We start from the raw sequence: 11,915 nt of genomic DNA, 5'->3' as shown, positions 1-11,915 counted from the left end.
GTGCGAGCCCTCCAAAGAGGATCACCTGCCGCCATGGGGCGGCCGTGACAGGGGGCCCGACCCCACTACCTTACGGGATTCCGTACGGGAGCCCAAAACTGCTCAAAGAACAGCGTGGGCGGTGTGGGGCCGGGCACCTCTGCTTCGCTAGCTGACGAGAACGTCCTGGATTACCAGGAGCTCTTGGTCACGCCCGGCAGCTCGCCGCGGTGCGCCATCTCACGGAGGCAGACACGGCAGAGGCCGAACTTGCGGTACACCGAGTGCGGACGGCCGCAGCGCTGGCACCGGGTGTAGGCCCGGACGCCGAACTTCGGCTTCCGCTCGGCCTTCGCGATGAGGGACTTCTTCGCCATTGGCTCACGCCTCCTTGAACGGGAAGCCCAGAGCGCGCAGGAGCGCCCGGCCCTCGTCGTCGGTCTGAGCGGTGGTCACGACGGTGATGTCCATACCGCGCTGACGGTCGACCTTGTCCTGGTCGATCTCGTGGAACATGACCTGCTCGGTCAGACCGAAGGTGTAGTTGCCACGGCCGTCGAACTGCTTGGGGGAGAGACCACGGAAGTCACGGATACGCGGCAGGGCCAGCGACACCAGACGGTCCAGGAACTCCCACATGCGGTCACCACGGAGGGTGACGTGGGTGCCGATCGGCTGGCCCTCGCGCAGCTTGAACTGCGCGATGGACTTGCGAGCCTTGGTCACGGCCGGCTTCTGACCGGTGATCGCGGTCAGGTCGCGGATCGCGCCCTCGATCAGCTTGCTGTCACGGGCGGCCTCGCCGACACCCATGTTGACGACGACCTTGACCAGGCCGGGCGTCAGCATGACGTTCTCGTACGAGAACTGCTCCTGCAGCTGACCCTTGATCTCGGAGTTGTAACGCTCCTTGAGTCGGGGGGTCACCTTCTCAACAGACGTCTCAGACATCAGATGTCCTCACCGGTTCGCTTGGCAACGCGGATCTTGTTGCCCTCGTCATCGAAGCGGTAGCCAACGCGGGTGACGACCTTCTTGCCGTCCTTCTCCACGACCAGCTGGACGTTGGAGACGTGCACCGGGGCCTCGACGGTGACAATGCCACCCTGAGTGCCCGGGCCCGGCTTGGTGTGCTTCTTGACCCGGTTGACACCCTCGACCAGGACCTTGTTCTCGGCGGGGAGGGCCTGGATGACCTTGCCCTGCTTGCCGCGGTCCTTGCCGGTGATGACCTGGACCAGGTCACCCTTCTTGATCTTCATGCTGTTCGCCATGAGTTAGAGCACCTCCGGCGCAAGCGAGATGATCTTCATGAACTTCTTGTCGCGCAGCTCACGGCCGACCGGGCCGAAGATGCGGGTACCGCGGGGGTCACCCTCGGTGTTCTTGAGCACGACGGCGGCGTTCTCGTCGAACCGGATGTACGAACCGTCGGGACGACGGCGCGACTTCACGGTACGGACGACGACGCACTTGACGACGTCACCCTTCTTCACCGAACCGCCGGGGATCGCGTCCTTGACGGTGGCGACGATGACGTCCCCGATACCGGCGTAGCGGCGACCGGAGCCACCGAGAACGCGGATGCAAAGGATTTCCTTCGCGCCCGTGTTGTCGGCGACACGCAGTCGCGACTCCTGCTGGATCACAGCTTTCTCCTGATCGTCAACGAGAGCTGACGGGCCGGCCGCTGCTCACACCAGCGCCCGCAGGGGGCCTGGTGCACATACGGCCGTACCGCATCAACTTCGTTACTTGGCCTTCTCGAGGATCTCGACGACGCGCCAGCGCTTCGTCGCGGACAGCGGGCGGGTCTCCGCGAGGAGGACCCGGTCGCCGATGCCGCAGGCGTTCGCCTCGTCGTGCGCCTTCAGCTTGTTCGTACGGCGGATGACCTTGCCGTACAGCGCGTGCTTGACGCGGTCCTCGACGGCGACGACGACGGTCTTGTCCATCTTGTCGCTGACGACGAGGCCCTCACGGGTCTTGCGGAAACCGCGCGTCTCGTTGGTGTTCTCAGTCATCAGGCGTTCTCCACCGTCTCGATGCCCAGCTCGCGCTCGCGCATCAGGGTGTAGATCCGCGCGATGTCCTTACGGACGAGCTTGAGCCGTCCGTGGTTGTCGAGCTGCCCGGTCGCCGCCTGGAAGCGGAGGTTGAACAGCTCCTCCTTGGCCTCACGGAGCTTGGCAACGAGACCCTCGTTGTCCAGCTCGCGGAGGTCAGCAGCCTTGGTGCCGGCCGACATCAGCTCTCACCTGCCTCGCGCCGGATGATCCGGCACTTCATCGGGAGCTTGTGAGCTGCGCGGGTCAGCGCCTCACGAGCCACCTTCTCGTTGGGGTACGACAGCTCGAACATGACCCGACCCGGGTGCACGTTCGCGATCCACCACTCGGGCGAACCCTTACCGGAACCCATGCGGGTCTCGGCCGGCTTCTTGGTGAGCGGACGGTCCGGGTAGATGTTGATCCAGACCTTGCCGCCACGCTTGATGTGACGGGTGACGGCGATACGAGCGGACTCGATCTGCCGGTTCGTCACGTAGGCCGGGGTGACGGCCTGGATGCCGTACTCGCCGAAGGCGAGCTCGGTGCCACCCTTGGAGGCGCCACGGCGCTTCGGGTGGTGCTGCTTGCGGTGCTTGACCCGACGGGGGATCAGCATTGGGTCAGGCCTCCGTTCCGGTGTTCTCGGCAGCCGGAGCCTCGGTCACCGGGGCCGCGGGGGCCTCGGCGGCGGGGCGACGGCCACGGCCACCGCGCTCGCCACCACGGCGCTCGCCACCGCGGGCGGGACGACCACCCTCGGGACGGGCCGGGCGGTTGCCCGAGCGGGCAGCGGCGTTCTCAGCGCGGACCTCGGCGATGTTCTTGACGTCGCCCTTGTAGATCCAGACCTTCACACCGATGCGGCCGAAGGTCGTCTTGGCCTCGAAGAAGCCGTAGTCGACGTTCGCGCGCAGGGTGTGCAGCGGCACACGGCCCTCGCGGTAGAACTCCGAACGGCTCATCTCGGCGCCGCCGAGACGACCGGAGCACTGGACCTTGATGCCCTTGGCGCCGGACTTCATGGTGCCCTGCATCGACTTGCGCATGGCACGACGGAAGGAGACGCGGGAGGACAGCTGCTCCGCGACGCCCTGAGCCACGAGCTGGGCGTCCAGCTCGGGGTTCTTGACCTCGAGGATGTTCAGCTGGACCTGCTTGCCGGTCAGCTTCTCGAGGTCGCCGCGGATGCGGTCGGCCTCGGTGCCACGGCGGCCGATGACGATGCCGGGGCGAGCGGTGTGGATGTCGACGCGGACGCGGTCGCGGGTGCGCTCGATCTCGACCTTGGAGATGCCGGCGCGCTCCATGCCCTTCGTCATCATGCGACGAATGGCAACGTCTTCCTTGACGTAGTCCTTGTACAGCTTGTCGGCGTACCAGCGGGACTTGAAGTCCGTGCTGATGCCGAGGCGGAACCCGTGCGGGTTAACCTTCTGGCCCATTACCGGGTCCCTTCCTTGCTGCTGACGACCACGGTGATGTGGCTGGTCCGCTTGCGGATCCGGTAGGCGCGGCCCTGGGCACGCGGACGGAACCGCTTCAGGGTCGGACCCTCGTCAACGTACGCCTCGCTGATGACGAGGTCGTCCACGTTGGAGTGGTTGTAGTTGTGCGCGGCGTTGGCAATGGCGCTGTCGAGCACCTTGCCGACCGGCACGGTGGCGGCCTGCGGAGCGAAACGCAGGACGGCCTGGGCCTCCGTGGCCGGCAGGCCACGGATGAGGTCCACCACGCGGCGGGCCTTCATGGGCGTGACGCGGATGTACCGCGCCTGGGCCCTGGCTTCCATGGTTGTCCCCTTAATGGAGTAAGTCATTGAGTCGTTCTGGCGGTGAAGCTCAGGCGACTAGCGACGCTTCGACTTGCGGTCGTCCTTGACGTGGCCGCGGAAGGTGCGGGTCGGAGCGAACTCGCCCAGCTTGTGGCCGACCATCGACTCGGTGACGAACACCGGGACGTGCTTGCGACCATCGTGAACCGCGATCGTGTGGCCGAGCATGGCCGGGAAGATCACGGAGCGACGGGACCAGGTCTTGATGACGTTCTGGGTACCCGCCTCGTTCTGCGCGTCCACCTTCTTGAGAAGGTGGCCGTCGATGAAGGGGCCCTTCTTGAGACTGCGCGGCATCTGACCTGCTCCTAGCGCTTCTTGTTGGTCTTGCGGCGGCGCACGATGAGAGCGTCCGACGCCTTCTTCGGGCGACGGGTGCGACCCTCCTTCTGGCCCCACGGCGAGACCGGGTGGCGACCACCAGAGGTCTTACCCTCACCACCACCGTGCGGGTGGTCGATCGGGTTCATGGCGACACCACGCACGGTCGGGCGAACGCCCTTCCAGCGCATACGGCCGGCCTTGCCCCAGTTGATGTTCGACTGCTCGGCGTTGCCGACCTCGCCGACGGTCGCGCGGCAGCGCGCGTCGACCAGGCGGATCTCACCGGAGGGCATGCGCAGGTGCGCCATCTTGCCCTCACGCGCCAGCAGCTGGATGCCGGCGCCGGCGGAGCGGGCCATCTTGGCACCGCCACCGGGACGCAGCTCCACCGCGTGGATGGTCGTACCGACCGGGATGTTGCGAAGCGGCAGGTTGTTGCCGGGCTTGATGTCGGCGCCGGGGCCGTTCTCAATCCGGTCACCCTGCGCGATGCCGCGCGGCGCGACGATGTAGCGCTTCTCGCCGTCCGCGTAGTGCAGGAGCGCGATGCGCGCGGTGCGGTTCGGGTCGTACTCGATGTGCGCGACCTTGGCCGGCACGCCGTCCTTGTCGTGACGACGGAAGTCGATCACGCGGTAGGCGCGCTTGTGTCCACCACCCTGGTGGCGAACGGTGATCCGACCGGCGTTGTTACGGCCGCCCTTGCTGTGCAGGGGGCGAACCAGCGACTTCTCCGGCGTGGACCGCGTGATCTCTACGAAGTCGGCCACGCTGGAGCCACGACGGCCCGGCGTAGTCGGCTTGTACTTGCGGATGCCCATTTGGCTCTCTCGTCCTCGTCCTTATCGACGATCACGATCTCCGTTAGGAGACCGGACCACCGAAGATGTCGATGCGGTTGCCCTCAGCCAGCGTCACGATGGCGCGCTTGGTGTCCTTGCGCTTGCCGAAGCCCGTCTTGGAGCGCTTGCGCTTGCCCTGACGGTTGATCGTGTTGACAGCCTCGACCTTGACCGAGAAGACCGCCTCGACGGCCTGCTTGATCTGGGTCTTGTTGGCGCCCGGCGACACGATGAACGTGTACTTGTTCTCGTCGAGAAGGCTGTAGCTCTTCTCGGAGATGACCGGCTTCACCAGGACGTCACGGGGGTCCGTGAACGTCTTGCTCGTAACGTCGCTCATCAGGCGGCGCTCCCTTCGAGCTCGCCCTCAGCGGCAACGGCCTTGGCGGACGCGGCCGGACCGGCCACGAAGCGCTCGAAGGCGGCCTGGGTGAAGACCACATCGTCGGAGACGAGCACGTCGTAGGTGTTCAGCTGACCGGCGTCCAGGATGTGCACGTTCGGCAGGTTGCGAGCGGACTTGAGGCCCAGCTCGTCCGCACGCTCGACGACCAGGAGGACGTTCTTGCGGTCGGTGATCTTGCCGAACAGGCTCTTGGCGGCCTTGGTCGACGGCGCCTCGGTCGCGGTCACGTCGGTGATGACGTGGATGCGGCTGTGGCGGGCCCGGTCGGTGAGCGCACCGCGCAGGGCGGCGGCGATCATCTTCTTCGGGGTCCGCTGCGAGTAGTCGCGCGGCACGGGACCGTGCACAACGCCACCGCCGGCGAACTGCGGCGCACGGGTCGAGCCCTGACGGGCGCGGCCGGTGCCCTTCTGGCGGTACGGCTTCTTGCCGCCGCCGCGGACCTCGCCACGAGTCTTGGTCTTGTGGGTGCCCTGACGGGCCGCAGCGAGCTGCGCCACGACGACCTGGTGCATCAGCGGAACGCTGACCTTCGCGTCGAAGATCTCGGCCGGCAGCTCAAGGCTGCCGGTCTTGTCGCCCGAGGGCGACAGGATGTCAATGGTGCTCATATCCTCACAGCCCCTTCGCCGCGGTGCGGACGAGGACGAGGCCGCCGTTCGGGCCCGGGATTGCGCCCTTGATCAGGAGCAGCCCCTTCTCCGCGTCAACGGCATGGATGGTCAGGTTCTGGGTGGTCACACGCTCGTGGCCCATCCGGCCGGCCATCCGTACGCCCTTGAACACGCGGCCCGGGGTGGCGCAGCCACCGATCGAGCCGGGCGAGCGGTGCTTGCGCTGCACACCGTGACCGGCGCCGAGGCCCCGGAAGTTGTGGCGCTTCATGACACCGGCGAAGCCCTTGCCCTTGGAGGTGCCGGTCACGTCGACCTTGACACCCGCCTCGAACAGCTCCGCGGTGATCTCCTGGCCCAGGGTGTACTCGGACGCGTCCGAGGTACGGAGCTCGACCAGGTGGCGGCGCGGGGTGACACCGGCCTTGGCGAAGTGGCCCGCGAGGGGCTTGTTCACCTTGCGGGGGTCGATCTCGCCGAAGCCGATCTGGACGGCGTCGTAGCCGGCCGGGCTGTCGGCGGTGTGGACCTGGGTCACGACATTCGGCCCGGCCTTGACGACGGTCACCGGAACGATCCGGTTGTTCTCGTCCCAGACCTGGGTCATGCCGAGCTTCTCACCCAGGATGCCCTTAATCTGCTTAGCCATCTTCGGTGTGCCTCTCAGAGCTTGATCTCGATGTCGACACCAGCCGGCAGGTCGAGACGCATCAGCGAGTCAACCGTCTTCGGCGTGGGGTCGAGGATGTCGATCAGACGCTTGTGAGTGCGCATCTCGAAGTGCTCGCGCGAGTCCTTGTACTTGTGCGGCGAGCGGATGACGCAGTACACGTTCTTCTCAGTGGGCAGCGGCACCGGGCCCGCGACCTGCGCACCAGTGCGAATGACGGTCTCGACGATCTTCTTCGCCGAGGAGTCAATCACCTCGTGGTCGTAGGCCTTGAGCCGGATGCGGATCTTCTGTCCCGCCATGGCTACTCAGTAGTCCTTTGTGTCGTCTGCTGCTTCTGCGGCCGGATTCATCCAGGTGGACTGTGTCCGGTGGCGCCCCTGGATGGTTACCTCCGACCCCCGCGCTCGGGCGTGTCGCCCTACCGCTTGCAAAAAATCCGGCACGAGGTTTCCCTCTGCGGATTTCCCACGGGATCGGTGAGGTCTTGCACCCACCAGGCGCCGGATCGAGGCCCCGCCCACGCTTCCCGGAAGATTCCCGTACGTCCGCCCCGCAGCTGCCGCGGTGTCGACTTCACACCACTGCGTTCACATACTTCACGTGAACACATGAACGGCCATCACGGGAACGACGAGTACTTGGGACTCGCTTCCGGTCCTCCCGGCGGGAGGCGCGCAGCATCGGCACTCAACCGAGCAACTTGGACATACTGCCACATGAAGCAGCCGGAAAGCCAATCGGGGCCGGTGGGGTCTCCCCCACCGGCCCCGGTCGCACGGGCACCCGCCGTTACTTCTGTTCCTTCAGCCAGGGGGCCTGGCGGCCGCAGACCGCGGGCCAGTCCTCGGTGCTCACGTTGGCGCACCAGATGAAGCCCTTGTCCGTGTCGGGCTTCCAGTCCTTGGTGATGATGTCCGCGCACTTCGCCACCGGGGAGAACTTCGGGCAGGTGCCGTCCTTCTTCTTGATCGTGTGGGCCCGCCAGGCGTCCAGGCCCATGGTGTTGGTGGACTCCGCCTGCGGCATGTAGCGGTCCACCGACCAGGAGGCACCCATGGTCGCGAACAGGGCCATCGCGCAGATCAGGCCGGCGGCCAGCTGCCGGGTGACCCGGCGCGGGATGGCCGGCCCGTCGGCGGTGCGACCACTGGAGCGCAGGGTCCGCTCCAGCCAGCCGGCACCGCGCTCCAGGCCGACCATCAGCCCCACCACGGCGAGGATCAGCAGGCAGTACATGATGATCCAGGTGGTCCGCGGGTACAGCTGGATCGTCTGGGAGTGCGCCATGTGCGAGGCGAACCAGAAGCGCAGCAGCCAGGCTCCGGCCAGCACCGCCGCCGCCACCCGGACCACCATGTTGCGCAGGCCCAGGCCCACGCCGATGCCGACCGCCACGATGAGCATGATCCCGAAGCCGGTCTGGCCGGCCAGCTCACCGGCCTGCGGCCAGTTGTGGTAGGTCAGCTGGCCGTTGCGGTCCGACATCCAGCCGAGCACGTACGCCGGGTCGACGTAGTTGACGATGTAGGCGTACCGGTCCGGGGTGTCGGCGCCGAGCTTCACGATCTGGTAGAGCAGCGGGGAGCCGATCGCCCCGGCGGTCACCACGGTCGCGGCCAGGAACAGCAGGCCCCGGCGGACGGTCTGCCGGCCGCGCCGCCACGGGAAGACGAAGAGGGTCAGCAGGAACACGCCCGGCGCCGACCACAGGTACCAGCCCGAGTACCAGAGGAACAGCACGCCGAAGACGACGCCGAAGCCCGTGCCGCGCAGCAGCAGCGACCGGGTCGACAGCTCCCCCGCCCGGCGTAGCTCGCGCAGGCAGGCCGCCAGCAGCGGCAGCAGGACGATCATCGTCACGTGGCTGTACGGGCGGATCGGGTCCAGGAACACCAGCGCGGACGGGACGGCGATGGCCAGCGCCCAGAACGGCCGCAGCATGAGCCGCCAGGCCAGGTAGCTCATCGGTCCGACCAGGGCGCTGCAGACGATCTGCAGGTCGTGCAGGGCGAAGCCGGCGCCGCCGACCCCGCCGTAGCGGATCTCCGACCAGAGCGCGATGGCCGCCGGGAAGAGCGGCGGGTAGACGCCGGACAGGCCCTTGTCGTGCATCATCGACGTGGCCATGTCGACCAGCACGCTCGGGTCGCCCTCCTGCCCGCCGAGCGGCCAGGGGGTGCCGCGCAGGGCGACCACGACGCCGCCGGCGATGACGCCGGTGGAGAGGCCCGCCAGGGCCGCGCAGACCAGCCGCTGGACCAGCCCGTGGCGGCGCAGTCCGCCCCGGTAGGCGGTGTAGACCAGCACCGCCAGGACCGGCAGGCCGATGAGCGCCGCGTACTGCTGGATCTTGGCGAGGCCGCTGACCTGTCCGATCCGGTTCAGCGGGTTCACGCTGATGTGCCGGCAGAGCAGGGTGAACCCGAGCGCCGCCACCACGCTGACCAGGACCTCACCGGTCACCAGCACCCAGCGTCGCTCGGTCCACCGGGCGCCGGCCGAGCCGCCCGCCGAGCCGTCGGAGCGGGTCGTGCCGCTCCCGTCGGGGGAGAGCTCCGATCCGCTGGGCCGGTCGGTTGCCAGATCGGTCATGTCGCTTCACTTCCGTAGGACTGCGGACGTCTGCTGAGCGGTGCCGGGCAGGTCGGCCCTCGTGGACACTACCGCCCGGTGGAGGCCTGCCGGGTCATCAGGGGCCGGTACCGGCGCAGCGGGTGCTCCGGCCCCGGGGCGGCGGGCCCGCGGTCCGGACGGCACGGGCACTCCGAGTACGTATACCGTACCGGCCGAGAAAAAGCATATGCAGTTGACCGTCATATCGCGCCGCGCGAGGGGGCGGACGGCGGGCACGGCCCCGTCCGGTGCAACCCGCGGGAGAGGCCGGGGCGGATTCGTGGCCGCTCCGCCGCCATCCCTCCGGACCCTCCGGATCACTGGCGCAGTCTGCCATGCGCCCCTGACCCGGGCCAGTGCGGTCGAAGCGGCCTCCGGGCGGTGACCGGGGCGCAGAACGCCCGTCGCGGGAAGGCCTCCGGGGCTTTCCTCCGCTCTGCGCGAGTCCGTCCGGCCCACCGTCCTGACGCTGTCGGCCGACCGACGGAAGGGGTACGAAGAAGCCCGGCCCCCTGTCTGAGCAGCGCGGCCGGGCTTCTTCATGCCGTTCACAGGGTCCTGCGGTCAGCCCTCGTGGCGCTGGCCGCCGGTGAAGGCGTGCCGGGCCAGGACCTTCACGCCCGCGCTCTGACCCCGGCGCAGGGCGCCCGGGAGCATCGTGATGGCGTGGAAGCGCGAGGCGCTGCGGACCCGGGCCGCACGCGCCGCCTTGGGCCAGCCACGGGCGTCCATCCGCTCGGCCACCGCGTTGAAGTAGCGCTCCGCCTCGGTGAAGCGGGTACCGGAGAAGGCCTGCACGGAGGACTCGCTGACCGCGTGCCGGCGGTACTGGAAGACGGTGGTGGTGTTGTCCACCATCATCGACTCGCCGCGCTCCAGCAGGTCGACGACCAGGGCCAGGTCCTGGATCACCGAGTACTCGTCGCGGAAGTTGACCGCGCGCAGCGCCTCGCCCCGCCAGCAGATCGACGGGAAGTACAGCCAGTTGCCGCGCAGCACGCTGGCCGCCAGCTCCTCGCCGCCCATCAGGCGCCGGCCCTTGACGGTCGGGGCGTACAGCTTGCCCTTGACGTTGTCGGCCAGGCCGGAGCTGACCACGCCGTCGCCGTCGATCACCTCGACGCCCGGCTGCACCATGCCCAGGTCCGGGTTGGCCTTGAGGATCGCCCGGACGGTCTCCAGGTAGTGCGGGTGCAGCAGGTCGTCGCAGCCCATGATGACCACGTGGTCCGCCGTGGAGAGCTCCACGCACTTCTGGAAGTTCTTGGTGATGCCGAGGTTCTGCTCGTTGCGCAGGTAGCGCACCCGGTCGTCGCCGAGCGCGGCGAACCAACCCGGGACGTCCGGTTCCTTGCCGTCGTCGACGACGGTCAGCCGCAGGTCCGGGTCGGTCTGGCCCAGGATGCTGCGTACCGCGGCCTGCATCAGGGCCACGTCGCCGTAGTACGGCAGCATGAACTCGAAGGTGGCCATGACGGTCAGACTCCGCTGGTGTTGACCGGGGCCGAGACCGGGAGGTCCAGGTCGAACCGCTCCTCGTTCAGCCGGGCGCCCTCGTTGATCGCCACGGTCCGGGCGAGGTCGGTGAGCTTCTTCTCCAGCGAGCGGAAACGCAGGAAGGTGTTCAGCGTCAGGAAGCCCATGGCCAGGACCATCACGTACAGCACCAGGTCGGTGCCGCGGCCGACGCCCATCTTGTGGGCCACCCAGGTCACGTCGCCGGGGCGCAGGATCGCGTAGATGTTCGCGATCACGAAGACGGAGAAGGCGATGCGCTTCCAGGCCCGGGTGTTCGCTGCGTCCCAGCGCCGGATGAACATGAACGCAAGGGAGACCGCGCCCAAGATCAGAACCAGCTGGATCCAGAAGTAGTTCATCGGCGGCCACGCTCCCGAAGCGAAATGTCGAAGATGATGTTGACGCCGTTGATCAGGGACTGACCCTTGGCGCGTGAGTAGTCGGTGTAGAGGATGTCGACCGGGAGCTCCGCCACCCGGAGGTCGGCTCCGGCCAGGAAGCTGACGATCTCCGAGGCGTGGGCCATGCCGTTCATGGTGATCCGCAGCCGGCTGGCCGCCTCACGGTTGAGGACCCGCAGGCCGTTGTGCGAGTCGGTGAGCTTGAGCTTGCGCGCGGTGGGACTGACCGTCGCGGCGGTCCGCAGGACCACCCGCTTGATCCACGGCACCTGGCCGTTCTGCTCGATGAAGCGCGAGCCGAGGACCACGTCGGCCTCGCCCGCACGGAGCACGGCGACCATCTTCTCGACGTCGGCGGTCTGGTGCTGGCCGTCCGCGTCGAAGGTCGCGAAGTACTTGGCGTCCGGCTGGGCGAGCGCGTAGGCGAGGCCGGTCTGCAGAGCCGCGCCCTGGCCGAGGTTGACCGGGTGGCGCACCAGGTGCGCACCGGTGGTCATGATGTGCTTGGCGGAGTCGTCCGCGCTGCCGTCATCGACCACGACGATGTTGGGGAACGTCTTGCGCGCTCCCTCCACAACGTCAGCGATCACCTGGCCTTCGTTGTAGGCCGGGATCACCAGCCACACATCGTCGTACTGGGACACGGGGGCTCCATGTTCGGGG

General features: G+C 67.8%; 19 protein-coding genes. All 19 read right to left on the bottom strand.

Features of this window, described 5'->3' with window-relative positions; all coding sequences use genetic code 11:
- Positions 1–170: 170 nt before the first annotated feature.
- Complete coding sequence (locus ACFC1F_RS06005; protein WP_030393303.1) at positions 171–356, bottom strand: type Z 30S ribosomal protein S14; 186 nt, start codon at positions 354–356, stop codon at positions 171–173.
- A 4-nt stretch (positions 357–360) separates the two neighbouring features.
- Positions 361–930 (bottom strand): 50S ribosomal protein L5, encoded by a 570-nt coding sequence (rplE, locus tag ACFC1F_RS06000; protein ID WP_030300393.1) that lies wholly within the window; start codon positions 928–930, stop codon positions 361–363.
- Positions 930–1,241 carry a 50S ribosomal protein L24 gene (rplX, locus tag ACFC1F_RS05995; protein ID WP_148644962.1) on the bottom strand — a complete coding sequence of 104 codons (312 nt, stop codon included), beginning with the start codon at positions 1,239–1,241 and terminating at the stop codon, positions 930–932. The genes rplE and rplX overlap by 1 nt, the downstream gene beginning before the upstream one ends.
- A gap of 15 nt (positions 1,242–1,256) precedes the next feature.
- Positions 1,257–1,628, bottom strand: coding sequence for a 50S ribosomal protein L14 (gene rplN / locus ACFC1F_RS05990; protein ID WP_030055827.1), 372 nt, complete (start codon positions 1,626–1,628; stop codon positions 1,257–1,259).
- Positions 1,629–1,730: 102 nt separating this feature from the next.
- Positions 1,731–2,003: a 30S ribosomal protein S17 gene (gene rpsQ, locus ACFC1F_RS05985; protein WP_030055826.1), complete on the bottom strand. Its 273-nt coding sequence runs from the start codon at positions 2,001–2,003 to the stop codon at positions 1,731–1,733.
- A complete protein-coding gene (rpmC, locus tag ACFC1F_RS05980) occupies positions 2,003–2,227 on the bottom strand; it encodes a 50S ribosomal protein L29 (protein ID WP_063348970.1) in 225 nt (74 codons plus the stop codon). Before rpmC ends, rpsQ begins: the two co-directional genes overlap by 1 nt.
- On the bottom strand, positions 2,227–2,646 hold the full coding sequence (rplP, locus tag ACFC1F_RS05975) for a 50S ribosomal protein L16 (protein WP_030393299.1): 420 nt from the start codon (positions 2,644–2,646) through the stop codon (positions 2,227–2,229). Before rplP ends, rpmC begins: the two co-directional genes overlap by 1 nt.
- A gap of 4 nt (positions 2,647–2,650) precedes the next feature.
- On the bottom strand, positions 2,651–3,472 hold the full coding sequence (rpsC, locus tag ACFC1F_RS05970) for a 30S ribosomal protein S3 (protein WP_209414069.1): 822 nt from the start codon (positions 3,470–3,472) through the stop codon (positions 2,651–2,653).
- Positions 3,472–3,819 carry a 50S ribosomal protein L22 gene (gene rplV, locus ACFC1F_RS05965; protein WP_030055822.1) on the bottom strand — a complete coding sequence of 116 codons (348 nt, stop codon included), beginning with the start codon at positions 3,817–3,819 and terminating at the stop codon, positions 3,472–3,474. Before rplV ends, rpsC begins: the two co-directional genes overlap by 1 nt.
- Positions 3,820–3,876: 57 nt before the next feature.
- Positions 3,877–4,158, bottom strand: coding sequence for a 30S ribosomal protein S19 (gene rpsS / locus ACFC1F_RS05960; protein ID WP_030055821.1), 282 nt, complete (start codon positions 4,156–4,158; stop codon positions 3,877–3,879).
- 11 nt (positions 4,159–4,169) lie between these two features.
- Positions 4,170–5,006, bottom strand: coding sequence for a 50S ribosomal protein L2 (gene rplB / locus ACFC1F_RS05955; protein ID WP_148644392.1), 837 nt, complete (start codon positions 5,004–5,006; stop codon positions 4,170–4,172).
- A gap of 43 nt (positions 5,007–5,049) precedes the next feature.
- A complete protein-coding gene (gene rplW / locus ACFC1F_RS05950) occupies positions 5,050–5,367 on the bottom strand; it encodes a 50S ribosomal protein L23 (protein ID WP_030280768.1) in 318 nt (105 codons plus the stop codon).
- Positions 5,367–6,044 carry a 50S ribosomal protein L4 gene (gene rplD, locus ACFC1F_RS05945; protein WP_148644391.1) on the bottom strand — a complete coding sequence of 226 codons (678 nt, stop codon included), beginning with the start codon at positions 6,042–6,044 and terminating at the stop codon, positions 5,367–5,369. The genes rplW and rplD overlap by 1 nt, the downstream gene beginning before the upstream one ends.
- A gap of 4 nt (positions 6,045–6,048) precedes the next feature.
- On the bottom strand, positions 6,049–6,696 hold the full coding sequence (rplC, locus tag ACFC1F_RS05940; protein WP_360184161.1) for a 50S ribosomal protein L3: 648 nt from the start codon (positions 6,694–6,696) through the stop codon (positions 6,049–6,051).
- Between the two features lie 14 nt (positions 6,697–6,710).
- Positions 6,711–7,019, bottom strand: coding sequence for a 30S ribosomal protein S10 (gene rpsJ, locus ACFC1F_RS05935; protein WP_012785157.1), 309 nt, complete (start codon positions 7,017–7,019; stop codon positions 6,711–6,713).
- A 490-nt stretch (positions 7,020–7,509) separates the two neighbouring features.
- The gene (locus ACFC1F_RS05930) at positions 7,510–9,312 is read right to left on the bottom strand and encodes a hypothetical protein (protein WP_376155991.1); all 1,803 of its coding nucleotides are present in this window, start codon (positions 9,310–9,312) and stop codon (positions 7,510–7,512) included.
- Between the two features lie 585 nt (positions 9,313–9,897).
- On the bottom strand, positions 9,898–10,806 hold the full coding sequence (locus tag ACFC1F_RS05925) for a glycosyltransferase family 2 protein (protein ID WP_376155990.1): 909 nt from the start codon (positions 10,804–10,806) through the stop codon (positions 9,898–9,900).
- A gap of 5 nt (positions 10,807–10,811) precedes the next feature.
- Positions 10,812–11,210: a DUF2304 domain-containing protein gene (locus ACFC1F_RS05920; RefSeq protein ID WP_376155988.1), complete on the bottom strand. Its 399-nt coding sequence runs from the start codon at positions 11,208–11,210 to the stop codon at positions 10,812–10,814.
- Positions 11,207–11,896 carry a glycosyltransferase family 2 protein gene (locus ACFC1F_RS05915; RefSeq protein WP_209414059.1) on the bottom strand — a complete coding sequence of 230 codons (690 nt, stop codon included), beginning with the start codon at positions 11,894–11,896 and terminating at the stop codon, positions 11,207–11,209. Before ACFC1F_RS05915 ends, ACFC1F_RS05920 begins: the two co-directional genes overlap by 4 nt.
- Between the last annotated feature and the right edge of the window lie 19 nt (positions 11,897–11,915).

The organism is Kitasatospora sp. NPDC056181 (assembly GCF_042266225.1).
Classification (GTDB): Bacteria; Actinomycetota; Actinomycetes; order Streptomycetales; family Streptomycetaceae; genus Kitasatospora.
Note: the sequence above shows the minus strand (reverse complement) of the source record. Positions and strands in the feature narration are given on the sequence as shown.